This window comes from Streptomyces sp. NPDC006516 (assembly GCF_040611875.1).
Taxonomy (GTDB): domain Bacteria; phylum Actinomycetota; class Actinomycetes; order Streptomycetales; family Streptomycetaceae; genus Streptomyces.
On sequence record NZ_JBEXPD010000015.1, the window covers coordinates 122,795 to 148,440 of the forward strand.

At 71.9% G+C, this 25,646-nt stretch carries 23 protein-coding genes and 2 pseudogenes; 11 read left to right on the forward strand and 14 right to left on the reverse strand.

Annotation, left to right across the window (positions count from 1 at the left end; genetic code table 11):
• Positions 1-5: 5 nt before the first annotated feature.
• Positions 6-950, reverse strand: coding sequence for a M56 family metallopeptidase (locus ABZY45_RS30440; protein ID WP_356745112.1), 945 nt, complete (start codon positions 948-950; stop codon positions 6-8).
• Between the two features lie 11 nt (positions 951-961).
• On the reverse strand, positions 962-1,522 hold the full coding sequence (locus ABZY45_RS30445; protein WP_356745114.1) for a BlaI/MecI/CopY family transcriptional regulator: 561 nt from the start codon (positions 1,520-1,522) through the stop codon (positions 962-964).
• Between the two features lie 148 nt (positions 1,523-1,670).
• Here ABZY45_RS30445 and ABZY45_RS30450 point away from each other — a divergent pair, with 148 nt between their 5' ends.
• Positions 1,671-2,126: a TerB family tellurite resistance protein gene (locus ABZY45_RS30450; RefSeq protein WP_356745116.1), complete on the forward strand. Its 456-nt coding sequence runs from the start codon at positions 1,671-1,673 to the stop codon at positions 2,124-2,126.
• A 112-nt stretch (positions 2,127-2,238) separates the two neighbouring features.
• Here ABZY45_RS30450 and ABZY45_RS30455 read toward each other — a convergent pair whose 3' ends face one another.
• Positions 2,239-3,312: a helix-turn-helix domain-containing protein gene (locus ABZY45_RS30455; protein WP_356745118.1), complete on the reverse strand. Its 1,074-nt coding sequence runs from the start codon at positions 3,310-3,312 to the stop codon at positions 2,239-2,241.
• 295 nt (positions 3,313-3,607) lie between these two features.
• Between ABZY45_RS30455 and ABZY45_RS30460 the strand changes: the two are divergent.
• Both ABZY45_RS30460 and ABZY45_RS30465 read left to right on the forward strand, forming a co-directional pair.
• A pseudogene (locus ABZY45_RS30460) lies at positions 3,608-3,940 on the forward strand (hypothetical protein); the annotation flags it as partial.
• Positions 3,941-4,192: 252 nt separating this feature from the next.
• Positions 4,193-6,205 (forward strand): NAD-binding protein, encoded by a 2,013-nt coding sequence (locus tag ABZY45_RS30465; protein ID WP_356745120.1) that lies wholly within the window; start codon positions 4,193-4,195, stop codon positions 6,203-6,205.
• Positions 6,206-6,462: 257 nt separating this feature from the next.
• Here ABZY45_RS30465 and trpS read toward each other — a convergent pair whose 3' ends face one another.
• On the reverse strand, positions 6,463-7,521 hold the full coding sequence (gene trpS / locus ABZY45_RS30470; protein WP_356745122.1) for a tryptophan--tRNA ligase: 1,059 nt from the start codon (positions 7,519-7,521) through the stop codon (positions 6,463-6,465).
• A gap of 514 nt (positions 7,522-8,035) precedes the next feature.
• On the opposite strand from trpS, the gene ABZY45_RS30475 reads away from it, so the two are divergent.
• The 3 genes from ABZY45_RS30475 to ABZY45_RS30485 all read left to right on the forward strand — a co-directional run bounded on the left by ABZY45_RS30475 (position 8,036) and on the right by ABZY45_RS30485 (position 10,311).
• Entirely contained in the window at positions 8,036-9,133 is a 1,098-nt protein-coding gene (locus ABZY45_RS30475) for an LLM class flavin-dependent oxidoreductase (RefSeq protein ID WP_356745124.1), read from the forward strand.
• A gap of 2 nt (positions 9,134-9,135) precedes the next feature.
• The gene (locus ABZY45_RS30480) at positions 9,136-9,795 is read left to right on the forward strand and encodes an FMN reductase (protein ID WP_356745192.1); all 660 of its coding nucleotides are present in this window, start codon (positions 9,136-9,138) and stop codon (positions 9,793-9,795) included.
• Between the two features lie 93 nt (positions 9,796-9,888).
• Complete coding sequence (locus ABZY45_RS30485; RefSeq protein ID WP_356745126.1) at positions 9,889-10,311, forward strand: universal stress protein; 423 nt, start codon at positions 9,889-9,891, stop codon at positions 10,309-10,311.
• A 179-nt stretch (positions 10,312-10,490) separates the two neighbouring features.
• Here the strand turns inward: ABZY45_RS30485 and ABZY45_RS30490 are convergent, their stop codons facing one another.
• The 4 genes from ABZY45_RS30490 to ABZY45_RS30505 form a co-directional block, all read right to left on the reverse strand.
• Positions 10,491-10,862 (reverse strand): hypothetical protein, encoded by a 372-nt coding sequence (locus ABZY45_RS30490; protein WP_356745128.1) that lies wholly within the window; start codon positions 10,860-10,862, stop codon positions 10,491-10,493.
• A gap of 103 nt (positions 10,863-10,965) precedes the next feature.
• Positions 10,966-11,823 carry an ABC transporter permease gene (locus ABZY45_RS30495; protein WP_356745130.1) on the reverse strand — a complete coding sequence of 286 codons (858 nt, stop codon included), beginning with the start codon at positions 11,821-11,823 and terminating at the stop codon, positions 10,966-10,968.
• On the reverse strand, positions 11,820-12,791 hold the full coding sequence (locus ABZY45_RS30500; RefSeq protein WP_356745132.1) for an ATP-binding cassette domain-containing protein: 972 nt from the start codon (positions 12,789-12,791) through the stop codon (positions 11,820-11,822). Before ABZY45_RS30500 ends, ABZY45_RS30495 begins: the two co-directional genes overlap by 4 nt.
• A gap of 172 nt (positions 12,792-12,963) precedes the next feature.
• Positions 12,964-13,374, reverse strand: a complete 411-nt coding sequence (locus tag ABZY45_RS30505; RefSeq protein ID WP_356745134.1) for a hypothetical protein — start codon at positions 13,372-13,374, stop codon at positions 12,964-12,966.
• A gap of 127 nt (positions 13,375-13,501) precedes the next feature.
• Between ABZY45_RS30505 and ABZY45_RS30510 the strand changes: the two genes are divergently transcribed.
• The 3 genes from ABZY45_RS30510 (at position 13,502) to ABZY45_RS30520 (ending at position 15,787) form a co-directional block, all read left to right on the forward strand.
• Positions 13,502-14,359: a hypothetical protein gene (locus ABZY45_RS30510; protein WP_356745136.1), complete on the forward strand. Its 858-nt coding sequence runs from the start codon at positions 13,502-13,504 to the stop codon at positions 14,357-14,359.
• Positions 14,360-14,565: 206 nt separating this feature from the next.
• Positions 14,566-15,504 carry an NADP-dependent oxidoreductase gene (locus tag ABZY45_RS30515; protein ID WP_356745138.1) on the forward strand — a complete coding sequence of 313 codons (939 nt, stop codon included), beginning with the start codon at positions 14,566-14,568 and terminating at the stop codon, positions 15,502-15,504.
• A 37-nt stretch (positions 15,505-15,541) separates the two neighbouring features.
• A complete protein-coding gene (locus ABZY45_RS30520; RefSeq protein WP_356745140.1) occupies positions 15,542-15,787 on the forward strand; it encodes a DUF2630 family protein in 246 nt (81 codons plus the stop codon).
• A gap of 67 nt (positions 15,788-15,854) precedes the next feature.
• Here ABZY45_RS30520 and ABZY45_RS30525 read toward each other — a convergent pair whose 3' ends face one another.
• Both ABZY45_RS30525 and ABZY45_RS30530 read right to left on the reverse strand, forming a co-directional pair.
• Positions 15,855-16,259 carry an RNA-binding S4 domain-containing protein gene (locus ABZY45_RS30525; RefSeq protein WP_356745142.1) on the reverse strand — a complete coding sequence of 135 codons (405 nt, stop codon included), beginning with the start codon at positions 16,257-16,259 and terminating at the stop codon, positions 15,855-15,857.
• 90 nt (positions 16,260-16,349) lie between these two features.
• Positions 16,350-18,410, reverse strand: a complete 2,061-nt coding sequence (locus tag ABZY45_RS30530) for a PhoX family protein (protein ID WP_356745144.1) — start codon at positions 18,408-18,410, stop codon at positions 16,350-16,352.
• A 313-nt stretch (positions 18,411-18,723) separates the two neighbouring features.
• Here ABZY45_RS30530 and ABZY45_RS30535 point away from each other — a divergent pair, with 313 nt between their 5' ends.
• Positions 18,724-20,607: a VWA domain-containing protein gene (locus ABZY45_RS30535; RefSeq protein WP_356745146.1), complete on the forward strand. Its 1,884-nt coding sequence runs from the start codon at positions 18,724-18,726 to the stop codon at positions 20,605-20,607.
• Here the strand turns inward: ABZY45_RS30535 and ABZY45_RS30540 are convergent.
• A pseudogene (locus tag ABZY45_RS30540) lies at positions 20,541-20,709 on the reverse strand (two-component sensor histidine kinase); the annotation flags it as partial. The gene ABZY45_RS30535 and the pseudogene ABZY45_RS30540 sit on opposite strands and share 67 nt — an antisense overlap.
• 145 nt (positions 20,710-20,854) lie before the next feature.
• Positions 20,855-20,983, reverse strand: coding sequence for a helix-turn-helix domain-containing protein (locus tag ABZY45_RS30545; protein ID WP_356745148.1), 129 nt, complete (start codon positions 20,981-20,983; stop codon positions 20,855-20,857).
• A 69-nt stretch (positions 20,984-21,052) separates the two neighbouring features.
• On the opposite strand from ABZY45_RS30545, the gene metG reads away from it, so the two are divergent.
• Positions 21,053-22,657, forward strand: coding sequence for a methionine--tRNA ligase (gene metG / locus ABZY45_RS30550; protein WP_356745150.1), 1,605 nt, complete (start codon positions 21,053-21,055; stop codon positions 22,655-22,657).
• A gap of 136 nt (positions 22,658-22,793) precedes the next feature.
• Here metG and ABZY45_RS30555 read toward each other — a convergent pair whose 3' ends face one another.
• Both ABZY45_RS30555 and aspS read right to left on the reverse strand, forming a co-directional pair.
• Positions 22,794-23,549, reverse strand: coding sequence for a hypothetical protein (locus ABZY45_RS30555; RefSeq protein ID WP_356745152.1), 756 nt, complete (start codon positions 23,547-23,549; stop codon positions 22,794-22,796).
• A gap of 276 nt (positions 23,550-23,825) precedes the next feature.
• Positions 23,826-25,643, reverse strand: coding sequence for an aspartate--tRNA ligase (gene aspS / locus ABZY45_RS30560; protein ID WP_356745154.1), 1,818 nt, complete (start codon positions 25,641-25,643; stop codon positions 23,826-23,828).
• Positions 25,644-25,646 lie beyond the last annotated feature (3 nt).

Below are 25,646 nucleotides of genomic sequence, written 5' to 3' on the forward strand. Positions count from 1 at the left end.
AGGGGTCAGAGCGGTGTCGCCGCGTGCAGGATGCGCACGAGCGTCACCGTCGCGTTGAGCGACGACACCGCCGAGGCCGCCGTACCCACGGTCGCGACCAGCGCCGCGAGGCCCAGGTGCGCCGAGGCCGGTGGCCAGAGTCCGGACGGGGGCTCGGGGTCGAGCAGCGCCGCGACCCTGCGGGGGACGGGGCCGGCCGTCGCGAAGGCGGGGAGCGCGCCGGGGCCCGGCGGGCGTCGCGAGAACAGCGCCGCCTTGCCGACAGCCGTGGCGACCGCCCGTCGGCTGCGGACCGCGTAGGCCGCCTCCTCGTCCGCCCAGCGTTCGGTGCTGTACGCCACCGCCGTGCGCAGGGGCACGAGGAACGGGTTGGCCCGCGCCGCGAGCTGCGTCGCCAGCAGGTGGCGGTGGTGCCCGGCCGTCAGATGCGCACGTTCGTGCGCGACGAGCGCCTGACGCTCACGGGCGTCGAGGCAGTCCAGCATCCCGGTGGAGACGACGACCCGGCCCTCACGACCGCGCGTTCCCGGCAGGGCGTAGGCGTACGGGTCCGGGGACTGCACCACCGCGAGGTCATCGGGGCCGGTGGAGGACGGCAGGGCCCGGGCGGCACGTATCCGGGTCCTGATGTGCCGCAGCAGGGTGCTGCCGCAGGCCACGAGCACCACCGCCAGGACACCGATGGCGACCGGGCCGGTCCTCTCCTCGTAGGGCAGAGCCGCGCGCACCTCGGGGTCGGACCAGCCGTCGGGCAGCGGGTTGCCGGGGAGCTGCGCCGTGCCCACCACCACGAGCAGGGCCAGGCACAGGGTGCTGCACAGCGCCAGCGTCGTCCCGACGGCGGCCAGCAGGCGGGTGGCGCTCCTGGGGTGCAGGTGTTGTTCGGCGAGGCGCGCCATGGGCAGCGCGGTCAGCGGCAGGACCAGGGGCAGGTAGACGAAGACGCCCATCGTGGTGGCTCTCAGCCTTCCGGAGCGTCAGGGTCGCCGGGCCGCGCGGGACCGCCGGGCGCGGCGGGGCTCCCGGGCGCGGCGGGGCTCCCGGGCGCGGCGGGGCTCCCGGGCGCGGCGGGGTCTTCTGCACCGGGCGCGGCAGGTTCGTCCGCTGCGGCGGTTTCGTCGGCCGCGCGGGAGAGCAGCTCGCGCAGCTGGGCCTCGTCACCCGGGGAGAGCGCGGAGACGAAGCGGGCGAGGACGGCCTCCCTGTCGCGCTCGCCGTCCAGGACCCGGCGCATCCGCAGGGCTGCGAGGCCCGCCTCGTCGGAGGCGGAGGTCCAGACGTAGGAGCGGCCCTGTCGGGTGCGGGTCACCGCGTTCTTCGCGTAGAGGCGGGAGAGGATCGTGATCACGGTGGTGTAGGCGAGGTCGCCGTCGAGGTGTTCCTGCACCCAGCCCGCCGTGGCGGGGCCGCCCGCCGACCGCAGCACGGTGAGGACCTGTGACTCCAGCTGCCCCTGGCCACGCCTGGGCAGCCGGGGGCCGTCCGGGGTGGTGCCGTCGTCCCTGGCTCCGCTCCTGTTCATCCGCCGCATCCTACTGAGTGCCCGCACCGATCGTCCGAACACGCGTATGTCGGCCACCGTGCTGCCGGGGTCCACCCACGGTTCTTCTACAACGCTGTAGAGTTTGACGCGTTCCCGCACCACCCGCACCGCAACGTATGGAGACGACATGGCCCTCTGGGATCGGATCAAGGAATCCGCGTCGACGATGCAGACGCAGTTGGAGGCGAAGAAGAACGACCTCAAGAGCGGGGCGTTCCGGGACGCGAGCATGGCCATGTGCGCCCTGGTCTCCGCGGCCGACGGTTCCATCGACCCGTCCGAGCGGCAGCGCGTCGCCACGTTGATCGCCACCAACGACGTGCTCCAGAACTTCCCCGCGGACGACCTCCAGCGCCGCTTCAACGCCTACGTGGACAAGCTGACCGCCGACTTCGCCTTCGGCAAGGTCAGCGTGCTCCAGGAGATCGCCAAGGCGAAGAAGAAGCCCGCCGAGGCGCGCGCCGTCATCCAGATCGGCATCGTCATCGGCGGCGCCGACGGCGACTTCGACAAGTCCGAGCAGGCCGTCGTGCGGGAGGCGTGCTTCGCACTCGACCTCCCGCCGCACGAGTTCGACCTGTAGGCAGCCCCCGCGCGTGCGGCCCGGAGCACCGGGCCGTGCGCCCTCGCGGGGCCGCGCGCCGTGCGCTCTCACCGGTCCGTGCGCCCTCTCGCCGGGCCGCGCGCCGCCTGCTTCAGAGGTCCTTCGCCGGCCAGTCCAGCAGCCTGGCGCCGATCACCGCGGTCTGGAGGGTGTACCGGTGCATCGGGTCGGAAGGGTCCGAGCCGGTGAGCTTGTGTATCCGCTCCAGCCTGTACGTCAGCGCGCGCACGCTCAGCGACAGCCTGCGGGCCGTCTCCGCCGCGACGCAGCCCGCGTCGAAGTACACCGACAGCGTCCGCAGCAGCGGTTCCGCGCCGCCACGCGCCTGCCGGAGCGGGCCGAGCTCACTGCGCACGAGGTCCGCCATCGCCTGCCGGTCCCTGGTCAGCACCGGGTAGACGAGGAGGTCGGCGGCGTACAGCACAGGGTCGTCGAGCTCCATCCGCCGCGCCAGATCGAGGGCTTCGAGCGCCTCGTCGTACGAGTGGACCACCCCGCCGGGGCCGCGGTGGGGGCGGCCGACCGCGACCTGCCCGCCGTCCGTCGCGGCGTGGGCCTGCTTCGCGAAGTACCGCAGGACGTCCGGCTGACTGCCGGGGGCTATACAGACAAGACGCCCGTCCTTGGTGGTCAGCAGGATCTTGCGTCCGCTGAAGCGCGCGAGGAGTGCGGATTCCACGCTGCGGGGCACTCCGTCGGACTCGGTGTACGCCTCGGGGCCCGCCGCCACCGCGACCGCGTGGGCCCGGGACAGCCTCAGCCCGAACCGGGTGGCGCGCTCCGCGAGCCGGCCCAGGTCGCTGCGTCCGTACAGGAGGTCGTCGATGAACTCCCGCCGCGCCGCCTCCTCACGCCGCACGGTCAGGCGCTGCGCGCGCTCGAAGCCCTCCGCGAAGGCATCGACAACCTGCTCCACCGCGGCCAGCACGGCATCCGTGGCGGCCGGCCCACCCCGGGAGGCGGCGGACGGCCAGGCGGTGCGGGTGGCGGCGAGGTGGCGATTGACCAGGGCCCTCAGCTGGTGCCCGGCCTCCGCGGCCTCCCTGCCCAGCGCGCGCCTCGTGTCCAGCTCGTCCCGGGTGAGCCGGCGACCGGTGTCCGCGACCTCGGACAACATCGGGGCATAGCCCTCCAGAAATCGCCCGGGGATCTCCGGCTCCGCCACGGCACACTCCTCCTCCACACCGACCGGCACTGTCAACACCCCAACGTGCGAGGGCGGGTGCTGGTGCCCGGCAGCAGGGTCCGGCGAACTCTGCCGGGTTCCGGCAGTGCGCCCTCACGGCCCCGGCTGACATGATCTGTTCAGCAACGCACGGGGGAAGCACGGGGGATCACGGGGGAAAGGGCCCGGCGGCTGGGGGACCGTTCGCGGTCTCGCGGCGCCGGCGCCCCGTTCCCGCCGCCGCGGCACCTCCCGGCCCGTACAGGCGCGCGCGGTGTCCTCGGGGGTGGACCGCATGTCCCAGTTCCTTTCCGCAGCACTCTCCTTTCCCGCAGTGATCTTCGGTGCGGCTCTGGTGGTCGTCGTCTGCTTCTGGCTCCTGGTCCTGGTCGGGGCGGCCGGGCCGGGCTCCTTCGACACCGACCTGGACGCCGAGGCGGTGGGCTTCGCGGGGGTGCCGGTCGCCCTGTCGGTCTCGCTGGTCGTGGTGGTGTCCTGGCTCGCGGCCCTGGCGGGGTCGGCCCTGGTGATCCACAGCGGCGTCACCGGAACCGTGCGGGCCGTGCTGCACATCGCCGTACTCACAGGGGCCCTGCTGATCGCCTGGCGCGCGGTCCGGCTGTTCGTCCGGCTCGTCCGCGGGCGGGCACCGACGGAGCCGTACGCGTACGACGCCGAGGCCGGCTGACCCCGTACGCGGCCTGGAGGCGGCGACGCCGACCGCCGCGACGATCCGTGTCGGCACCCGCCCGACAATCGCGACGACCGGCTGCGACGACCGCCGGCCACCCTCACCGACCGACCGCCGCAGACGTCCGCGACGACGGACCACCGCGCCCGGGACACCCACCGGGAAGACGTACGAAGGGCAGGACAAGGCATGCTGGGTTTCGTGCCTCCCCTCCCGCAGCAGCCCCAACACCCGCCGAGCAGGGGCCACATGGTGGTCTGCGGCGACGACACCCTCGCCCGGCGGCTCGCCGTCGAACTGCGCTACGTGTACGGGGAGCGCGTCACGCTCCTGCTCCCGCCGGGCCGTGACACCTCCAGGCCGGACCTCCCGCTGACCCAACGGGCGCGCGCGACCGCCCTGTTCGGCAGGATGTCGGCCGCGATGAACCGCAACGGGGCGGGCGGCGGAAACGGCGTGGGCGACACGAACGCCGGGGTCGAGGCCGTGCGCATCATGGAGGCGCACGAGCCCTCCGACGAGGTGCTGGAGGAGGCGGGGGTCGACCGCGCCGCCGCGCTCGCGCTCGTCTACGACGACGACGAGCTCAACATCCGTGCCGCCCTGACGGCCCGTCGGCTCAACCCGCGTCTGCGTCTGGTCATCCGGCTCTACAACCGCAAGCTCGGCCAGCACCTGGAGACCCTGCTCGACCAGGCGGCGGCCGTCTCGATGCCCGGTATCGACCCCGCCGTCCTGGACGCCTCCACCACCGTCCTGTCCGACGCCGACACCGCGGCCCCGGCCCTCGCTGCCACCGCGCTGACGGGCAGCAGCAAGGTCATCCAGGCCGAGGGCCTGCTCCTGCGCGCCGTCGAGCGCACCCCGCCCCGGCCGGGCGAGCTCGCCGACCCCGGTCTGTGCACACTGGCCCTGCTCTCCTCCACCAGCCAGAACCCGGCGGGAACCGAGGGGTCCGACAGCAGCGGGGCCGAGGGCCCGCAGCTGCTGCCCGACCGGGAGACCGTGAACGCCGCGACGGGCCGGGGCACCGTGGTCCTGGAAGCGATCAGCCAGGCCGGACCCGACCGGGGACCCAGCCGGATGGGAGGCAGGGGCGCCCCGCTCGGCCAGGTCTTCTCGCGCCGGCTGCGCTGGTCCGCCCTGGGGGTGGCGGCGGCCGTGGTCGCCCTCGCCGTGGCCTCGGTGATCACCACGGGCGACAGCCCGCTGCACGCCGCCCACATGACCCTGCTCGACCTGCTGGCGATGGGCGACCCGGCTGTGGAGGACGCCGACACGCTGTCCCGCCAGATCATCCAGCTGCTCTCCGGGACCGCCGGGCTCCTGCTGCTGCCGCTGCTGGTCGCCGCGGTCCTGGAGGCCTTCGGCACCCTGCGCACCGCCTCCTCGCTGCGCCGGCCCCCGCGCGGCCTGTCCGGACACGTGGTGCTGCTCGGTCTCGGCAAGATCGGTACGCGTGTCCTGGTGCGGCTGCGCGAGCTGGACATCCCCGTGGTGGTCGTCGAGGAGGACCCGGAGGCGCGCGGCATCCCGCTGGCCCGCAGCCTGCACGTACCGACGGTTCTGGGCGACGTGACCCAGGAAGGCGTGCTGGAGGCAGCCAAGATCCGCCGGGCCCGCGCGCTGCTCGCCCTGACCAGCGTCGACACGACGAACCTCGAAGCCGCGCTGTACGCCCGCTCGGTGAAGCCCGACCTGCGGGTGGCATTGCGCCTGTACGACGACGAGTTCGCCACCGCCGTCTACCGCACCCTGCGCACCGCGCACCCGCAGGCCCTGACCCGTTCGCGATCGGTGTCCCATCTGGCGGCCCCGGCCTTCGCGGTCGCCATGATGGGCCGGCAGATCCTGGGCGCGGTCCCGGTCGAGCGCAAGGTGATGCTGTTCGCCGCCCTGGAGGTGGCCGGCCACCCCCAGCTGGAGGGCAGGACCGTCGACCAGGCCTTCCGGGCGGGCGCCTGGCGGGTCCTGGCCCTGGACGCCACCCCGCCCGCCGACCGCGTCCCCGATCTGGCCGCCGTACCGCCGTACGACCCCCTCGGCCCCTCGGGACCCGGCGGCCCGGACCGCCCCGCCGGTCTCGTCTGGGACCTGCACCCGGGCTACGTGCTGCGGGCGGAGGACCGGGTGGTGATCGCGGCGACCCGGCGCGGCCTGGCCGAGCTGCTGCGCGGACAGCACTCAGTGGCCCGGCGCTGAACGGGCGGCGGTCACGGACCGGCGGCGCACCCCGGAGGAACGCGGGGCGGTCGCGGACCGGCGGCGCGGGCGGGCCGCGTGCCGGCGGCTCGGCACGGGGTCGGCTCGGGGCGGGGAGGCCGCGCGTGGTCCCGCCCTGGCCGATGAGGGTCGCCTGGGGGCGGACCACGCAGAACTCGTCGCCCTCCGGATCGGCCGGCACCGTCCGCGACTCGTCGCCGCTCTGCCCGTTGGCGGAGGCGCCGCCCGTCCATGCCTCAGCGGAACATCCCCATGGCTTCCCGCACCTCCCGCAGGGTCGCCTCGGCCACGGCGTTCGCCCGCTCGTTCCCGGCGCGCAGCACCTCACGGACGTACTCCATGTCCCGCGCGTACTCCGCCCGGCGGGCGCGGATCGGGGCCATCCGCGTGTTGACGGCGTCGGTCACGGTCCGCTTGAGCCCTGACGCGCCGCCGTTCCCGATCTCCTCGGCGAGCTCGGACGGGTCGCGGTCGAGGCAGAGCGCGGCGAGCAGCACCAGGCTGGACACTCCGGGCCGTCGCTCGGGTTCGTAGGTGATGTGCCGTTCCGCGTCGGTGGTCGCGCCCTTGATCAGCCGGGCGGTCTCGTCCGCGTCGGCCCCGAGGGCGATGGCGTTGCCCCGGCTCTTGCTCATCTTGGTGGCGTCGGTGCCCAGCAGCAGGGGCGCCGCGGAGAGCAGGGCGTCCGGTTCGGGGAAGACGGCTCCATACCGCTCGTTGAAGCGCCGGGCGACGGTGCGGGTGATCTCCAGGTGCGGCAGCTGGTCCTGGCCCACGGGCACGAGATTGCCCTTGCAGAACAGGATGTCGGCCGCCTGGTGCACCGGGTAGGTGTACATGAGCCCGCTGACCGCGGCCTGGCGTGAGTGCGCGATCTCGTCCTTCACGGTGGGGTTGCGCCCGAGTTCGGCGACGGAGACCAGGGACAGGAACGGCAGCATCAGCTGATTGAGCGCGGGAACCGCGCTGTGGTTGAAGACCGTCGCGCGGGCGGGGTCGATGCCGATGGCGAGATAGTCCAGGAGCAGCCCCTCCACATGCTCGGTGAGGCGCTCGGCGACGTCCCGGTCGGTGAGGACCTGGTAGTCGGCGATGAGGACGAAGACGTCCACACCGAGGTCCTGGAGGCGCACCCGGTTGTGGAGGGTGCCGAAGTAGTGCCCCAGGTGCAGGGCGCCGGTGGGCCGGTCCCCCGTGAGGACGCGGAAACAGCCCGGATCGCCGGCGAGCTGCCGCTCCAGTTCGGCACTGCGGCGCTGGGCGGGGCTGACGGGCAGGTCGGCGGTGATGGTCACGTGGCTCTCCTCGCTGGTGGTCTACGCGTGGAGGACGGCCCGCCGGAGGGTGCCGGGGCAGCAGAAAGGGCCGTCCTTGTCGAACGGCCCTGGTTCCGTGCAGATGAGTGGCCGCTCCTAGGAGGAGCGCCACCAGTTTCGGCACGGCACGGAGGTCATGGCTCCGAGTGTAGCGGGCACCGGTTCTCCGGGCCCGGAGAACCGGCGGCCGGTGCCGGCGCGGTGGCGGCGCAGGCGAGCGGGCCCGGCGCGCGTCCGGCGCCCGGAGGCGGCGCGGTGGGGCGCAGGCGGCGCGGTGGGGCGCACAGGCGGCGCGGCCTCCAACCGTGCACGCAGGGACAAGGACCGGGGCGCGCGATCGCTGTCGGCCGGGGTCCACGCCACGTAGAACAGGGTGGGCGGCGCGGTCGCGCGGGCCCTCGGCAGCGGGCGGAATAGGTGAGGGGGCCACTCCGTTGTAGGGTGTGTCCAGATAGTTCAACGTTCAACCAACTCTCGCTTGGAGGCGGGCGCCATGCAGTTCGGGATCTTCACCGTCGGGGATGTCACCACCGACCCCACGACCGGTACGACACCGAGCGAGAACGAGCGGATCAAGGCGACCCTCGCGATCGCGCTCAAGGCCGAGGAAGTGGGCCTGGACGTCTTCGCGACCGGCGAGCACCACAACCCGCCGTTCGTCCCGTCGTCGCCGACGACCACGCTCGGCTACATCGCCGCCCGCACCGAGAAGCTGATCCTCTCCACCTCCACCACGCTGATCACCACCAACGACCCGGTGAAGATCGCCGAGGACTACGCCACGCTCCAGCACCTCGCCGACGGCCGCGTCGACCTGATGATGGGCCGCGGCAACACCGGGCCGGTCTACCCCTGGTTCGGCAAGGACATCCGCCAGGGCATCCCGCTCGCGATCGAGAACTACGCGCTGCTCCACAAGCTGTGGCGCGAGGACGTCGTCGACTGGGAGGGGAAGTTCCGCACCCCGCTGCAGTCCTTCACCTCGACCCCGCGCCCGCTGGACGGCGTACCGCCGTTCGTCTGGCACGGCTCGATCCGCTCCCCGGAGATCGCCGAGCAGGCCGCCTACTACGGCGACGGCTTCTTCCACAACAACATCTTCTGGCCCATGGAGCACACGAAGAAGATGGTCGACCTCTACCGGCGCCGCTACGCCCACTACGGGCACGGCACCGCCGAGCAGGCCATCGTGGGCCTCGGCGGCCAGGTGTTCATGCGGAAGAACTCGCAGGACGCGGTCCGGGAGTTCCGCCCGTACTTCGACAACGCGCCGGTCTACGGACACGGACCCTCGCTGGAGGACTTCACCCAGCAGACCCCGCTGACCGTCGGTTCCCCGCAGGAGGTCATCGAGCGGACCCTGTCCTTCCGCGAGGACGTCGGCGACTACCAGCGCCAGCTCTTCCTGATGGACCACGCGGGACTCCCGCTGAAGACGGTCCTGGAGCAGCTCGACATCCTCGGCGAGGAGGTCGTGCCCGTACTGCGCAAGGAGTTCGCCCGTCTGCGCCCGGCCGGAGTGCCGGACGCCCCCGTCCACCCGGCGGTCGCCGCCGCCCGTGCCGCCGCCGACCCGAAGGAGATCCGATGACCATGCCCGCCACGGCCCCCCTGAGGATCGTCGCCGTCGCGGCCGGGCTCAGCAGCCCCTCGTCCACCCGGCTGCTGGCCGACCGGCTCGCCGAGGCCACCCGCGAGAGACTGGCCGACGATCAGGACCGCCGGGTCGAGGTCGAGGTCGTCGAGCTGCGCGATCTGGCCGTCGACATCGCCAACCACCTGGTCACCGGCTTCCCGCCGGCCGGCCTGAAGAAGGCGATCGACGCGGTGACCGGCGCGGACGGGCTGATCGCCGTGACGCCCGTCTTCACCGCCTCGTACAGCGGACTGTTCAAGTCGTTCTTCGACCTGATCGACAACACGGCGCTGACCGGGAAGCCCGTCGTCATCGCGGCGACCGGCGGAACCCCCCGCCACTCGCTGGTACTGGAGCACGCGATGCGCCCGCTCTTCGCCTATCTGCGGGCCGTGGTCCTGCCGACCTCCGTGTACGCGGCGTCGGAGGACTGGGGCTCCCAGGGTGACGAGTACACCGAGGGACTGCCGTCCCGGATCCGGCGCGCGGGAGGCGAGCTCGCCTCCGCCGTCACCGGGCGGACCGTCTCCGGCGCCTCCCGGGCCCTGACGCTCGACGACGGCGAGGACGCGGTCGTTCCGTTCGCGCAGCAGCTCGCGGAACTCAGGATCGGCTGACGGTGGGCATCGGGGGCCCGAAAGAGCCCCCGATGCCCGATTTGACTAGAGTTGCCGATGCATCCCGTAGAAGTTCGAACATCGGAGGCAGACATGGGCAGGATCGTCGTGGGCGTGGACGGATCGGACGCGTCGGTCAAGGCGCTGCGCTGGGCGGTACGCCAGGCGGAGCTGACCGGTGACACGGTCGAGGCCGTCAACAGCTGGGAGTACCCCTCGACCAGCTGGGCGTCCATGATGCCGGGCATGCCCGAGGACTTCGACCCGCAGGCCGTGGCCACGGTGGCCCTCAACGAGGCCCTGGAGGAGGCCCTCGGCGCCGAGGGTGCGGCGGCGGTCGAGAAGATCGTGGTGATCGGCAACCCCGCCCAGTCCCTGCTGGACCGCTCGAAGGGCGCGAACCTGCTGGTCGTCGGGGCCCGCGGCTACAGCGGCTTCAAGGCGACGCTGCTGGGCTCGGTCAGCCTCCACGTCACCCAGCACGCCACCTGCCCGGTCACTGTCGTACGCGACTGAGCCGGGCGGGGCCCGTACGCCGAAGGATCTGGCCCCTGCCCGCGCTCCGTGCCCCGTGCCTGGAGAGGCGCGGGGCAATGCGGTGTCGCGGTGCGTCAGCGCCCACGCACGCGCGATGCACGGTGCCCGAGCGCCGGTGGGGTGCCCCCGCGGGCGCGACGCGCGGGTGTCGCCGTGCGTCAGGCCTGAGAGGTGATGTGGCTGATCACCCGGTCGAATTCCTTCGTGGGCGAGAAGTCCACGAAATCGCAGTCCTCCAGCGCCTCGGGCACGTGCCCCGGTGGCCAGTAGAACGCCTGGCCCTCCTCGTAGACCTCGTACGCCTCCGCGTCGGCGCCGGTCCGCAGCTTCAGCCGGCCCTTGAGCACATAACCCCAGTGCGGACAGGGGCACATGTCGTCGGGAAGGCCCTTGAGCGCAGGGCCCATGTCCGCGCCCTTGACGAGCCGGATGAAGGCGACCATCAGATCGCCGCCGATCTCCTTCTTGCGCAGCTCCGCGTCGGCGGTCTGCATCGCAACCGGCGTCTCGTTCCTTGTCGTTGCCGTCATGGCTCCTCCAGAGCCGTACTCCGTTCCCCCCACCAGTCTGGTACCGGCCCGGGAGAGGCGCGACGGCAGAGGGCGTCGACGGCCGACGAGAAGGACCGCGCCATCACTTCCGGTTGTAGAGCCGCATCGTCACCGAGCCGAACACGACCACGAACAGCGCGGACCAGCCCAGCGACCAGGCGATGTCCGTCGCGGGCCAGTTCCCTGCCATCAACTCACGGACCGCTGCGGCGAGATGCGTGACGGGGCTGTTGTTCACGAACACCTGGAGCCAGCCGGGCATGGTCCTGGGATCGACGAAGACGTTGCTCAGGAAGGTGAGCGGGAAGATCACCATCATGCTGACGCCCATCACCGACTTCTCGGAGCGCAGCATCAGCCCGAACATCGTCCAGATCCAGGAGAAGGCGAACGAGAACACCAGCAGCAGCGCGACACCCGCCAGCACCCCCAGCACGCCCCCGTCCGGCCGGTAACCGATGACGATGCCGACCGTGAGCATCACCACCGAGGCCAGGAGGTAGCGCACCACGTCGCCGAGCAGATAGCCGACCATCGGCGCCGGCCGCCAGATCGGGAGCGTACGGAACCGGTCGAACACGCCTTTGGCGATGTCGGTGTTGACCGCGACACCCGTGTACATCGTGATCATCACGACGCTCATGACGAGGATGCCCGGCAGCAGGAACTGGATGTACCCCTCGGTCGACCCGGCCAGCGCACCACCGAAGAGGTACGTGAACATCAGCACCATCATGATCGGGAAGACCGTCACGTCGAAGAGCTGCTCGGGCACGTGCTTGATCTTCAGCATGGCCCGCCACCCGAAGGTGAAGGACGCCGAGAGCGCGCTGGGCCGGGCCGGGCGCTCCTGGCCGACCAGCAGGGAGGCGAGGGTCTCGGCGTCCGGCGCGGTGAGTTCGGTGTCGTCCCGTTGCGTTCCGGCGGGCGCGGTGCTCATGCCGCGGCTCCCTTCTTGTCCGTGAGCGCGAGGAAGACCTCGTCGAGACTGGGCTGGCCCAGCGCGAAGTTGTCGACGTGGATCCCGCACCTGGCCAGCTCGGCGAGGGCGCGTGCGGCCTGCTCGGCCGCCCCCTTCTCGGTTCCGTGCCCGCTGACCGCGGCGGTCAGCGCCACCGGGTCGTGGTCCAGCTGCACCGTCGCGTCCAGCACGAGCGCCAGCACCCGCTCGGCCTCGGGTCGCTGGGCGGGATCGCGCAGGCGCAGATGGACGGAGCCCGCGCCGACGGAGGCCTTGAGCTCGCCCTTGGTGCCCTCGGCGATCACCTTGCCGTGGTCGATCACGGCGATACGGGAGGCCAGGTGGTCGGCCTCGTCGAGGTACTGCGTGGTCAGCATGACCGTCGTGCCCTGGGCCACGACGGCACGCACGATGTCCCACACCTGATTGCGGCTGCGCGGGTCGAGGCCCGTCGTCGGCTCGTCGAGGAAGAGCAGGTCCGGCGTGTTCAGGATGGAGGCCGCGATGTCGATCCGGCGCCGCATGCCCCCGGAGTAGTTCTTCACCTGCTTGCCCGCCGCCTCGCTCAGCCCGAACGCCTCCAGCAGCTGGGCCGCCCGTCCCCCGGCGGCGGGCTTGGAGTGGCCGAGGAGCCGGGCCAGCAGCACGAGGTTCTCCGTGCCGGTCAGGTCCTCGTCGACCGAGGCGTACTGGCCGGTGAGACTGACCCTGCCGCGGACCGCGTCGGCGTCCCGCACGACATCGTGCCCGAAGACCCTGGCCCGGCCCGCGTCCGGCCGCAGCAGGGTCGCGAGCATCCGCACGGTGGTGGTCTTACCGGCTCCGTTGGGCCCCAGGACCCCGTAGACGGTGCCGGCGGGGACTGCGAGATCGACGCCGTCCACCGCGCGGTTCTCACCGAAGACCTTCACCAGCCCCGTGGTCTCGATGGCCAGTTCGCTGCTCATGTGCCCCTCCTTGTCGGCGGCGTCGAGCCGTGTCGGCGGTGTCGAGGGCGGACACGGGGACACGATGACACGGCTCGCCCGGGCGCGGGGCGTATCGCACGAAATGGACTCGTACGGCCGCCGGTGCTGCTCCGGCGGCCGTACGGCCGGTGCGCTGGATCGGGCCCGTAGGTCAGTTCTCGCGCGTGTAGTAGCTGTAGAACATCGTGCAGAACATCCCTGCGGCGACCACCAGGCCGATCACGGCGGACGTCAGCACGCTGTTGCCGTTCAGGCTGGAGAGGAATCCGACCGTGCCGCCGGCCAGCACTCCGTAGGCCGCGGCGCGCAGCTCCCGGGGCAGGGCCCACCTGACCCGCAGCAGCGCGTAGCAGAGCACGGCGAAGGCGACTCCGGAGACGACGCCCAGCCAGATCTGCCCGGCCGTCGTGGCCCCTCCGTCCCGGTTGATGAAGAAGGCCCAGAATCCGACGATCACGCCGAGCACGACGGGCACCGCCCAGGCGAGCGCGGTGGGCTCCCGCCGGGCAGGGGTGCGGGCGTGCGTACGGCGGCGCGTCGGCATCGTTGCGTGTGTGGCCATGACGGCACAGCTCCTTCCGTCGCCCCCGTCCCTGTGTCCCTCCAGCGCACACCCGGCCGGGGCCCTCGGCAACTCGAACGGCCTACGGTCCGGGGCGCGCCGCCGCCACGCGGGATTGGCTGGTCCCGTGCGGACCACTCTCTCAGCGGCGCTCTCGGCGGTACTGCTCGTGCTGCTCACCGTGCTGGTGCCCGTGAGCGCTCTCTCCGCGTGGGTCGACCTGGAACTGGACGACACCGACCGCTACCTCGCCGCCGTGTCCCCACTGGCCTCCGACGAGGACGTCCGGGAGACCGTGGCGGCCCTGGTCACGGATGAGGCCATGAAGAGCATCGACGTGGGGCCGCTCCAGGACACCGTGGAGGAGTTCCTGCACGAGGCCGCCCTGTCGTTCACCGCCACCGAGACCTTCCGGCGCGCCTGGGACAGCGCCAACCGCGCGGCGCACCAGGACGTGACCGCCGCCCTGCACGGCGAGGACGGCCAGGCCGTGACCATCGACCTGGCGCCCGTGATCAAGGAGGTCAAACAGGAGCTGACCAGCAGGGGAGTGCCGTTCGCCGACCTGATCCCCGTCCGGGAGACGTCGATCACCGTGCTCCCCTCCGACCGCGCCGACGATCTGCGCTCCTCGTTCGGGTGGCTGCGCCACTGCAGCGTCTGGCCGGCCGTCGGGACGGTGGTGCTGCTCGTCCTCGTGCTGGGCCTCACGCCGGCTCGGGGTGGCCTCCGGGCCGGGTTCGTGACGGCGGCCGTGGCGGGAGGCGGGCTGGTGCTCGGTGCGGCCCTGCTCAGGATCGCCGTCGCCGTGGGCCGCGACCGGGTGCTGGACGAGGTGCCGGGCACCGACCGGGGCGCGGCGGCGGCGGTGTACGACGCGCTGACCGCCTCCCTGCGGACGACCGTGTGGATCGTGCTCCTGGCGGGGGCGGTCCTGGCCGTCGCCGGCCTGGTGGGACGGGTGACGGCGGCCCGCCGGCGGTAGGGCGGTGGGGTGAGCAGCAACGCCGCCGAGCCGGCTTCGGGGGGCGCCCTCGGCGCGCGGCGGTGGTCGCCTGCGGGCACCGCCCGCAGGGGCGAGGGCGCACGGACCGGTTTCGGTCACGCGGCCCGGGCCCGACATGCGCGGGCGTGTGGGCCGGGCGAGAGTGGGATTCGTGAGAGCAGGGGGTCGACTGAGAGGTCTGCCGTATGCGAGCCATCGCTGTCAGCGCTTTCCGTGCGGAGCCGTGTCTCGTCGAACTGCCCAAGCCCGACCCCGGAGCGGGAGAGGTCCGGGTGAAGGTCGAGTACGCGGCGCTCAACCCTCTCGACTGGCAGACCGCCGACGGAGCACTCGACGGAGTCGCCCCGCACGTCTTCCCGCTGGTGCTGGGCACGGACTTCGCGGGCCGGGTCGACATGGTCGGCAGCGGCGACAACCGTTTCCGGGTCGGCGACCCCGTCCTCGGCAGGGTGACGGCGCCGCCCGTCGGGCGCTGCGGAGCCTACGGCGAGTACGTGTGCGTCCCCCAGGACTCGCCGATCGCACTCGTCCCGCGCGATCTGCCGCTCCGGACAGCGGCGGCCCTCCCCACCGCGGGGGCGACCGCCGCGCAGATCCTGTCGAGCTCGGCGGTCCGCAGCGGGGTGAGCCTGCTCGTCGTCGGTGCCACGGGCGGCGTCGGCAGTTTCCTGACCCAGCTCGCGGCGGCACGCGGCATAGGTGTCGTCGCGGCCGTGCGGGGCGACGAAGGGCGGCGGATGGGGGCGCTGGGCGCCACCGCCACCGTGGACACGACCGACCCGGTCGCGCTGGAGGCGAGGGTGCGGGAGCTGTATCCGGGCGGGGTGGACGCGCTCGTGGACCTCGTCTCCACGGACGCCGACTCGTTCGCCTCGTACGCCGCGCTGCTGGCGGACGGTGGGGTCGCGGTCACCACCAGGGGCGTGGCGGCCCCGGCGGGCATCGCCTGGACCGACTTCCGCCTCGCCCCGACGGCCGCGCTGCTCGGCGAACTGACCTCCGCGGTGGCGGACGGGGCGCTGGAGGTCCCCGTCGACATGGAACTCCCCCTGGAGAAGGCACCACAGGCACTCACCCAGAACCGCGCGGGCGGGGCGCGGGGCAAGACGGTCTTCGCCGTCTGACGCGCGCCCGTCACCCGAGACACAGCAGGAGAGGGTCATGGCCGACCAGGACATATTCGAGCGCATAGACGGGCTGGTCACCGAGGAGCGGGCGCTGCGCTCGCGCCCCACCGCGTCGCTGGGCCTCTCCGCCGAGGAGCGGTCGCGGCTGCACGAGGTGGAGGTCCAGCTCGACCAGTGCTGGGACCTGCTGCGGCAACGGCGTGCGCTCGCCGAATACGGAGGGGATCCCTCGACGGCGAAAGTGCGCCCCGCCGACGAGGTGGAGGGATACCGGAGCTGAAGCCGCTCACCCGGACCGGACCGCTGCGGATCCTCCTCCGACCCCGCCTGACCCGGTCTGATCAGGCTCAGCCCGGGTTCGGACCGCGCCCCTGGAGGCGCTCCATCTCACGGCGGTCCCGCTTGGTCGGACGCCCCGCACCCCGGTCGCGGACCGGCACCTGGACCGCGGCCTCACGCGGCGGCGGGGGCGGGCTGTTGTCGACGAAGCACTCCACCGCGACCGGCGGGCCCACGCGCTTCTTCACGATCTTGGACACCACCACGATCCGGTCCCGGCCCGCGTGCCGCAGCCGCACCTCGTCACCCGCGCGCAGGGACTGCGCGGGCTTGGCCCGCTCACCGTTGACCCGCACATGTCCCGCCCGGCAGGCGGCAGCGGCCTGCGACCGGGTCTTCGTCAGCCGGACCGCCCAGATCCAGGCATCGACCCGGACACTTCCATCCGCCTGCGGCGCCTCACCGGAAACCATGGGACCGACTCTAATCCGGTGAGGCGGCGCGGTGGGGCCGGGAGCCGAAAGCACTCACGGCCTCACCCCTGTCGCAGGCGTGCTCCCGTCTCAGACGCCGATGTCGCTGCCGTCCTTGCGCCACACGGCGACCACCGAAGGGCGCACGATCTTGCCGGGACCGTCAGGCCAGGTGCTCGCCGGCTTCTCGACGGACGCACCGTCGACCTCGCCCGGGTGCTGCACGGCGACCAGGACCCGGCGGTCCTGGATCAGCGGGCCGCAGGTCTCGGCACCGTTCGGCACGGTCAGGAACTGCTTCAGCTCACCGCGCCGCTCGCCCTGCGTGGCGACCCCGAACAGCCCGTCGTGCGAACCTAGCTGGTTGCCGTCCGTGGAGATCCACAGGTTGCCGTGGTCGTCGAAGGCGACGTTGTCCGGGCAGGAGATGGGGCTGACCTTCTCCTTCGGGAACCCGGAGAAGTACGTCGCCGGATCCTCCGGGTCGCCCGCGACGAGGAAGAGCCGCCAGGCGAAGCCGTCGCCGGCCGGGTCGTCCCAGTGCTCGGCGAGCTCCAGGATCTGGCCGTGCTTGTTGGCGTTGCGCGGGTTGGCCTCGTCCGCGCCGGGCTTGCCCGCCTTGCCGCGGTCGGTGTTGTTGGTGAGGGCGACGTAGACCCGGCCGGTGCGCGGGGAGGGCTCGACGTCCTCGGGACGGTCCATCTTGGTGGCGCCGACCTTGTCACCGGCCAGCCGGGTGAAGACGTAGACCTCCTCGGCCGTCATGCCCGGGACGTGCGAGGTGGTGCCGGTGGCGAGCGGGATCCAGACGCCGCTGCCGTCGAACTCGCCGTCGGCGGGGAGCTTGCCCGTGCCGTCGAACTCCGCCGTGGGGGAGTCGCCGGTCAGCTTGGCGACGTACAGCGTGCCCTCGTCGAGCAGCGTGAGGTTGTGCTCACGGGCGGCCCGGGAGTTGCCCTTCTTCATCCGCTTGCTGGAGACGAACTTGTAGAAGTAGTCGAACCGTTCGTCGTCGCCCATGTAGACCACGGGACGGCCGTCGGCGGTCAGCCGCGGCTGCGCCGCCTCGTGCTTGAAGCGGCCGAGCGCGGTCCGCTTGCGCGGCGTCGAGTCGGGGTCGTACGGATCGAGCTCGACGACCCAGCCGAAGCGGTGCGCCTCGTTGGGTTCCTGCGCCAGGTCGAAGCGCTTGTCGAACCGCTCCCACTTACGCTCCGTGGCGGCCGTTCCGATGCCGTAGCGCTTGTCGGTGTCGCTGGAGCCGTTGGCGAAGTACTGGTTGAAGTTCTCCTCGCCGTGCAGCGTGGTGCCCCAGGGGGTGGTACCGCCCGCGCAGTTGTTGAGCGTACCGAGCACCTTGCGTCCGGTGCGGTCGGCCGAGGTGCGCAGCAGAGGGCTGCCCGCGGCCGGGCCGGTGACCCTGAACTCGCTGGTGGCGGTGAGGCGGCGGTTCAGCGGGTGGCGGCTGACCGGGCTGAGCCTGCCGGTGCGGTTCTCCTCCTGGACGACGACCACGGAGAGCCCGTGCGCGGCCCAGGCGATCTCCACCTGCTCACGCGTCGGGTCGGCCGGATCGTATCCACGGAACATCAGGACTTCGTCCGTGTACTCGTGGTTGGCGACCAGCACCTGACGGCCCCGCTCACCACGCAGCGGGAGCAGGGAGAGGAAGTCGTTGTTGTAACCGAACTGGCCCGCCTGGGCCTTCGCGGACTGCTTGTCCGGATCGAAGGCGGGGGCTCCGCGCAGGATCGGTTCGCCCCAGCGGATCACGACGTTCTGGCCGTAGCCCTCGGGGACCGTCACCACGTCGGCCTTGTTGGGAGCCACGGCCGCGAAGCGCAGGCCACGGGCGCCCGACGCGCCGGGCTTCGGCCTGTCGTTGTGGCGGCCCACGAGCGGCGCCGCCTCGGCGCCGGGCGCCGCCGGACCGGCGAGAGCGGCGGTTCCGGCGGCCGTGGCGACGGTCACCACGGCGGCGGCGCGCATCATCGACCGGCGTGACAGGGCACCGGCGATGATGTCGCCGGCGTACTCGTTGTCGCTGGTGTTCGGGATGTCCTGGAAGCAGGCGTCACCGCAGCGGTAGCGGCAGGTCAGCGCAGAACGCCCGCCCGGGTGCGAGCCGATGAGCGGCAGCAGGTTGCGCACGTTTTCGTCCCTCCGTCTGTGTGTCGCACGTGACGGTAGGAGCGCATACGCGCCATACGTGGGACTACTGGTGAACGGAGGGTGAAGTCCAGGACACCGCTGTCCGCCGGGCGGATCACCCCTCACCCAGGCCCTGTTCAGGCCCTTTCCCTGCTCCCGCTCCGGGCCCGGTCGGGGCTCGGCCGACGCGGGGGCGGGCCGCGCCACCGAACGGCCGGATCCGGCCGCTAACCTTACGTATCCGCCCTGGCCAGGGATCAATTCCCGCAGTACGGACATTTATCGCACCCAACTCATGCGAAAGGCCTCGCCCATGGGCATTCGGAGCTTGCTGCGCAAGGTGTTCGGCCGCACGGAGCAGGATGAGCCGTCCACGGCCACCGTCCCGCCCCAGGCCGAGCGCACCCAGCCCACGGAACCGGAGGCGGAGCCCACGACTTCGGCGCCCGAGACCGTGAAGGCCTCGGTACCGGCACCGTCCTCCCCCTTGCCGGGCGGCCGGTCCACGGACGCCGAGCATGACAGCGGACGGGCGTCGGACCTGGTGGCAGCGGCCTTCGACAAGGCGGCTGCCGCTCCTTCCCCGGCCACCACGCCGAAGGTGCCCGCCCAGGCGACCGACCCGGAGACCCGGGCGACGACGGAGGCGGGCACCTCCGACGCCACGGACGCCACGGCTGCCCCTGCCGCGCCTGTCGCCTCGGACGTCCCTGCCGCGCCTGTCGCGCCTGTGGCCTCGGACGCCTCGGTCGTCCCTGCCGCCTCCGAGGCGCCTGTCGAAGCGGAGGCTTCCGACGCGCCTGTCGAGCCCGAGGCTTCCGACGCGGTCGAGCCCGAGGCTTCCGACGCGCCTGTCACGCCTGTCGCGGAGGCCGAGGACGAGCCGGTCGCACAAGCGCCGACCGCGAACGACGTCGACCCGGAGGCGGAGATCGCGGCACCCACCGTGTCGCCGGAGCCGAAGGCCGCTGCCACGGCAGTCGAGGCCGAGCCTGCCGCTCCCGCCGCCGAGGCGCCGGCCGTCGATGCACCCGTCGTCGAGACCCCTGCGGCCGAGGCACCCGCTGCGGAGGAGACCGCGGCAGCGGAGCCCGCCGTCGAGAAGCCTGTGGCCGCAGCGTCCGCTGCCGGGCCGAAGGCCGGGGTCGCCGCCGAGGAGCCCGCCGGCGACTCCGCCCCGGAGGCCGACCCGGCACCGGTCGTCGAGCCCGAGGCCGCCGCCCAGCAAAAGCCGGTCACGGCCCCCGAGCCCGTCGCCACGGAGCCGGAGGCTGTCACGGAGGCCGAGCCCGTCACGGCCCCCGAGCCCGTGGCCGAGGCCGAGCCCGTCGCGGTCGCGCCGGTCGCCGAGGTCCCCCCGGAGCCGGTCATCAAGATCACTCCCGAGCTGGCCACCGCCACGGCCGTCCCCGCACCGGAGACCGGAGCCCCCGCCGAATCCGCCGCCGAATCCGCCGCCGAATCCGCCGCCGATTCCGCCGCCGATTCCGCTGACGTCCCCGTCGGCAAGCCCGCCGTCGCCCTCGCCCGCGTGAAGGCCGCCGCCCCCGAGCTCGTCACCCCGTACAAGGCCGCTCAGGCCGCGCTCAAGGCGCACGGACTGACGGGTCTGCGGGCCGACGTCTACCTGGTGCTCGACCGCTCCGGTTCCATGCGGCCGTTCTACAAGGACGGCAGCGCCCAGCACCTGGGTGACCGCACCCTCGCGCTCGCGGCCCACCTGGACGCGGACGCCACCGTGCCCGTCGTCTTCTTCTCGACCGACATCGACGGCACCGGGGCGATCGACCTCACCGCGCACGAGGGCAGGATCGACGAGCTGCACGCCGGCCTCGGCCGCCTGGGCCGTACGAACTACCACCGGGCCGTCGAGGAGGTCGTGACGCACTACGAGAAGTCCGGTGCCACCGGCCCGGCTCTGGTGATCTTCCAGACGGACGGCGCTCCTGACGCGAAGGTGGCGGCCAAGCAGGCCCTCGCGGACGCGGCGCGGCTGCCGCTGTTCTTCCAGTTCGTCGCGTTCGGCGACGAGGACGCGAAGGGCTTCGACTTCCTCCGCAGGCTGGACACGGCGAACGCCGGCTTCTTCCACGCCGGCCCCGCCCCACGCGAGGTGCCCGACGCGACGTTCTACCGGGAGGTCCTCGCCGGACTGCCCGCGTGGGCCGCCGCCCGAGGAGCCCTCACGCAGGACTGAGCGACCGGCAGCCGTACGGTCACGGCGAGCCCGCCCCCGGCGGGGTTCCGCCGTGGCCGTGCCGCCGTGAGCCGACGCGATGGACCGCACGATCGACGGGCCGCATGACGAGCAGGGCGGCGCGGCCGACCAGTACAGGGGTTCCCGGCTCACGGCGTCACTCACGTCGTCGGTGACGTCGTAGACCGTCGGCGGACCGAGGCGGCCCCGGGCGGGCAGCGGGCGCACACGAGCCTCAGCAGCCGGCTCACAGGGCGTAACCGACGCCCCGCGCCGTACGGATCGGGGCGGGCTCACCCAGCTTGGCGCGGAGCTTGCTCACGCGTGCCCACTCCTCCCAGGACACGTCTTTGGTACGGGTAGGGATGTTCCGCAAAGCTCTCCACGGGCGGGGCGGCCGTTATCGATGTGAGTGGATCTCCCACGGGCCGTTAGGATTTCGACCATGGCGGCCACTGGATCCGAGAAGCAGGGGGCGACGGCGTTTTACGTCTCGACCCCCATTTACTACGTCAACGACGCTCCTCACCTGGGCCACGCCTACACGACCGTCGCAGGCGACGTGCTCACGCGCTGGCACCGCCAGCGCGGCGAGAAGGTGTGGTACCTCACCGGCACGGACGAGCACGGTCAGAAGATCATGCGCACGGCCGAGGCGAACAACGTCACTCCCCAGGCCTGGTGCGACAAGCTCGTCGAGGAGGCCTGGAAGCCCCTCTGGGAGCACCTGAACATCGCGAACGACGACTTCATCCGGACGACGGAGAAGCGGCACACGGACCGTGTGCAGGAGTTCGTGCAGGACCTGTACGACAAGGAGCAGATCTACAAGGGCGGGTACGAAGGCCCGTACTGCGTGGGCTGCGAGGAGTACAAACTCCCCGGTGACCTGATCGAGGCCGAGGACGGCACGAAGCTCTGCCCGATCCACAAGAAGCCGGTGGAACTCCTCAAGGAGGAGAACTACTTCTTCAAGCTGAGCGAGTACGGCCCGAAGCTGCTCGAGTTCTACGCGGCCAACCCCGGCTTCATCCAGCCGGAGTCGGCCCGCAACGAGGTCGTCAACTTCGTCACCCAGGGCCTGCAGGACCTGTCGATCTCGCGCTCCACCTTCGACTGGGGCGTCCCCGTGCCGTGGGACGAGAAGCACGTCATCTACGTGTGGGTCGACGCGCTGCTCAACTACGCGACCGCGGTCGGCTACGGCGCCAACCAGGAGAAGTTCGACGGCACCTTCCCGGCGAACGTCCACCTGGTCGGCAAGGACATCCTGCGCTTCCACGCGGTGATCTGGCCGGCCATGCTGATGGCGCAGGGCCTGCCGCTGCCCGGCAAGGTCGCGGCGAACGGCTGGCTGATGGTCGGCGGCGAGAAGATGTCCAAGTCGAACCTGACGGGCATCAAGCCGCAGGACCTGACCTCGCACTTCGGCGTGGACGCCTACCGCTGGTACTTCCTGCGCGCCATCGCGTTCGGCAGCGACGGCTCGTTCTCCTGGGAGGACTTCACCGCCCGCTACACCTCCGAGCTCGCCAACGACTACGGCAACCTCGCCTCGCGCGTCGCGGCCATGGTCGGCAAGTACTTCGGCGGCGCGCTCCCGGAGGCCACGGCCGCCGGTGACGCGGAGCGCGCGGTCCAGGAGGGTCTGGCGAAGGCGGTGGCCACGGCCGACGCGAAGATCGGCGAGGAGCTGGACTTCCAGGGCGGCATCCTGGCGATCTTCGACTTCGTGAAGCAGGTCAACGGCTACATCACGGAGCAGGAGCCGTGGAAGGTCGCCAAGGACGAGTCGCCGGAGGGCCAGGCCCGGCTCGCGACCATCCTGTACACGGCGGCCGAGTCGCTGCGCGGTGTCGCGGTCCTGCTGAACTCCGTGATGCCGGACACCTCGCAGAAGCTGTGGGACTCCCTGGGCGCCGAGGCGTCGCTGGGCGCCCTTGCCGACCAGCGGGTGCAGGACGCGGGCGACTGGGGCCTGCTCCCGGTCGGCGCGACGGTGACGAAGGGCGCGGTGCTGTTCCCGCGCCTGGAGGAGAAGCCCGCGTAGGCGGTGTGCACGACGAAGGAGCCCGGCCCCCGAGCGCATCGGGGGCCGGGCTCCTTCGCTGTACCCGTTCGTACCGCAGGGTTTGCGGCCCGGCGCCGCCACCGGCGCCCGGACGGATCACGTCGCGCTGTGCTTCTCACCGGGCCAGCGATGCGGCGTCCCCCATCACGATCACGGGGTACTTCGCGGGATCGAGAGTGCGCAGCAGTTCCACCATCCGGTCCTCGGTCACCGATACGCAGGCCTGCGTGGGGCCGTCGTGGTCCACATGGATCCAGATACCTCCGCCCCTTTCCTCGCCGAGCGGCCGGGTGCGGTCCAGCGGGCTCGTGCCCGGGGTGCGGTTGTAGTTGATGGCGACGACGTGGTCGAAGGATCCCTCCAGCGGCTCCCCGAGGAAGCCCTCACCACTCACCGCGAACCGGGACTCCTGGTCGTACGGGAGCAGCGACCCGGGGTCGGGCAGCAGCCCTCCGGCGTCGGTCAGTCCGAAGACCCCGACGGGTGACCGCAGGTCGTTCGCCAGGTGGTGGTCGGTCCAGCCCTCCATACCGTTGTGGGCCGGCCAGGGTCCCGCCCCGGGTCTCCAGCCGCGGGCGGAGTCCTCGCGGCTGTAGATCACGACGGTGGAGCGGTTGGAGTCACGGCCCTGGCCGGTCACCACGACCGCCTGCCGTGCGGAGGCGGGGATCTGCCCGCGGGTCTGCGGGCCGAGTCCGGGGATCTCCGCGGGAGGGACGGCGGGTTCCACCGGAAAGGGCGACGCGGCCGGGGACCCGGGGCCGGCCGCGCCGCGGGTCGTGGAGGCGGTCTGCACGGCCCCGGCGGAACAGCCGATGACCAGCAGGAACAGGGTGACGAGCATGACGTAGGGGCGACGCGGGGCGGTCACGGTGCGGGGCTCCTCGGTGACGGGACGACGGGCGCTTCCGGTGCCAGTCTTTGCCGGGCCCGGCGACGCCGAACCCGAACCGGGGCCATCCGGATGTACCCGCTCCGTGTACCCGGAGTCCGGAAACTTCTGCCTGTCCCCCGTACGCGCGCAGAGGGTCCGGCGCCCGCCTGTGTGTTCCTGTGCGACTCCGGTGCAGACCGGCAGCACCTACGGAAACAGCCCCCGGGCGACCGGGGGCTGTTTCACGTGGAACAGAAGCGGAACCGCTGACGCCTACTTGGCGCCGGTGTCCCTCGCGACCGAGTCCTTGGCCTCCGCCTTCTCCTTCGCCGCCGCGACGGGCTTGCGCAGCTGGATGTTCAGCTCACGCAGGCGGGTCTCGTCCAGCTCGCTCGGGGCCCCCATCATCAGGTCCTGGGCGTTGCCGTTGAGCGGGAAGGCGATCGTCTCGCGGATGTTGGGCTCGTCGGCGAGCAGCATCACGATGCGGTCGACGCCCGGGGCGATGCCACCGTGCGGCGGGGCACCGAGACGGAACGCGCGCAGCATGCCGGCGAACTCCCGCTCGACCGTCTCCGCCTCGTAACCGGCGATCGCGAAGGCCTTCAGCATGACCTCGGGCTCGTGGTTACGGATGGCGCCGGAGGACAGCTCGATGCCGTTGCAGACGATGTCGTACTGCCACGCGAGGATGTCGAGCGGGTCCTTCTCCTCCAGGTCCTTCATGCCGCCCTGGGGCATGGAGAACGGGTTGTGCGAGAAGTCGATCTTTCCGGTGTCCTCGTCCTTCTCGTACATCGGGAAGTCGACGATCCAGCAGAACCGGAAGACGCCTTCCTCGAAGTGGCCGGCGCGCTTCGCGGCCTCGACGCGGACCGCGGACATGATCTTCGAGACCTCGTCGAACTCACCCGCGCCGAAGAAGACCGCGTGGCCGGGGACGAGGGACAGCCGCTCGGTGAGCGTCTTGACGTCCGTCTCGGTGAGGAACTTCGCGATCGGTCCGGCCAGCGTCCCGTCCTCGCCCACGCGGACCCAGGCGAGGCCCTTGGCGCCGTGCTCGACGGCGTACTCACCCAGGCCGTCGAAGAACTTCCGGGACTGGCCGGCGGTGTCCGGCACCGGCAGGGCGCGGACGTGCTTGCCGGCGAACGCCTTGAACCCCGAGTCGGCGAAGACGTCCGAGATGTCGACGAGCTCCAGCTTGGCCCGGAGGTCCGGCTTGTCGTTGCCGTACTTCAGCATCGACTCGCGGAACGGGATGCGCGGGAAGGGCGAGGTGACCTCGCGGCCGTTGCCGAACTCGGTGAAGAGCTCGGTCATCAGCTTCTCGATCGGCTGGAAGACGTCCTCCTGCTCGACGAACGACATCTCGACGTCGAGCTGGTAGAACTCGCCGGGTGACCGGTCGGCGCGTGCGTCCTCGTCGCGGAAGCAGGGCGCGATCTGGAAGTAGCGGTCGAAGCCGGAGATCATCAGCAGCTGCTTGAACTGCTGCGGCGCCTGCGGAAGGGCGTAGAACTTGCCCGGGTTCAGGCGGGACGGGACGACGAAGTCGCGGGCGCCCTCGGGGGAGGTCGCGGCGAGGATCGGGGTCGCCATCTCGTTGAAGCCGAGAGCCACCATCTTGGAGCGGATGGACGCGATCACGGACGAACGCAGCATGATGTTGCGGTGCATGCGCTCGCGGCGCAGGTCGAGGAAGCGGTACTCCAGGCGCCGCTCCTCGTTGACCCCGTCCTCGGCGTTGATCGTGAAGGGCAGCGGGGCGGCCTCGCCCAGCACCTCGACCTCGGTGACCTCGATCTCGATCTCACCCGTCGGGAGCTCCGGGTTGACGTTGTCGGCGCCACGCGCGGAGACCTTGCCGTCGATGCGGACGACGGTCTCCTTGGTCAGCTTCGCCAGGGCGTCGTTCCCGGGGGTGCCGGGGCGCGCGACGAGCTGCACCAGACCGTAGTGGTCGCGCAGATCGATGAAGAGGATGCCGCCCAGGTCTCGGCGATTGTGCAGCCAGCCGCTCAGCCGGACGTCGGTACCGACGTCAGAGGCGCGGAGCTCGCCGCAGGTGTGGGACCTGTACCGATGCATCGT

Excerpts from the sequence above, each read along its gene's own strand:
- ABZY45_RS30480 (WP_356745192.1), top strand. The coding sequence starts at position 9,136 with ATGCCCGCCACGGCCCCCCTGAGGATCGTCGCCGTCGCGGCCGGGCTC.
- ABZY45_RS30485 (WP_356745126.1), top strand. The coding sequence starts at position 9,889 with ATGGGCAGGATCGTCGTGGGCGTGGACGGATCGGACGCGTCGGTCAAG.
- ABZY45_RS30465 (WP_356745120.1), top strand. The coding sequence starts at position 4,193 with ATGCTGGGTTTCGTGCCTCCCCTCCCGCAGCAGCCCCAACACCCGCCG.
- ABZY45_RS30535 (WP_356745146.1), top strand. The coding sequence starts at position 18,724 with ATGGGCATTCGGAGCTTGCTGCGCAAGGTGTTCGGCCGCACGGAGCAG.
- ABZY45_RS30515 (WP_356745138.1), top strand. The coding sequence starts at position 14,566 with ATGCGAGCCATCGCTGTCAGCGCTTTCCGTGCGGAGCCGTGTCTCGTC.
- ABZY45_RS30440 (WP_356745112.1), bottom strand. The coding sequence starts at position 950 with ATGGGCGTCTTCGTCTACCTGCCCCTGGTCCTGCCGCTGACCGCGCTG.
- ABZY45_RS30500 (WP_356745132.1), bottom strand. The coding sequence starts at position 12,791 with ATGAGCAGCGAACTGGCCATCGAGACCACGGGGCTGGTGAAGGTCTTC.
- ABZY45_RS30505 (WP_356745134.1), bottom strand. The coding sequence starts at position 13,374 with ATGGCCACACACGCAACGATGCCGACGCGCCGCCGTACGCACGCCCGC.
- ABZY45_RS30495 (WP_356745130.1), bottom strand. The coding sequence starts at position 11,823 with ATGAGCACCGCGCCCGCCGGAACGCAACGGGACGACACCGAACTCACC.
- ABZY45_RS30450 (WP_356745116.1), top strand. The coding sequence starts at position 1,671 with ATGGCCCTCTGGGATCGGATCAAGGAATCCGCGTCGACGATGCAGACG.
- ABZY45_RS30490 (WP_356745128.1), bottom strand. The coding sequence starts at position 10,862 with ATGACGGCAACGACAAGGAACGAGACGCCGGTTGCGATGCAGACCGCC.
- ABZY45_RS30525 (WP_356745142.1), bottom strand. The coding sequence starts at position 16,259 with ATGGTTTCCGGTGAGGCGCCGCAGGCGGATGGAAGTGTCCGGGTCGAT.
- aspS (WP_356745154.1), bottom strand. The coding sequence starts at position 25,643 with ATGCATCGGTACAGGTCCCACACCTGCGGCGAGCTCCGCGCCTCTGAC.
- ABZY45_RS30445 (WP_356745114.1), bottom strand. The coding sequence starts at position 1,522 with ATGAACAGGAGCGGAGCCAGGGACGACGGCACCACCCCGGACGGCCCC.
- metG (WP_356745150.1), top strand. The coding sequence starts at position 21,053 with ATGGCGGCCACTGGATCCGAGAAGCAGGGGGCGACGGCGTTTTACGTC.
- ABZY45_RS30520 (WP_356745140.1), top strand. The coding sequence starts at position 15,542 with ATGGCCGACCAGGACATATTCGAGCGCATAGACGGGCTGGTCACCGAG.
- ABZY45_RS30475 (WP_356745124.1), top strand. The coding sequence starts at position 8,036 with ATGCAGTTCGGGATCTTCACCGTCGGGGATGTCACCACCGACCCCACG.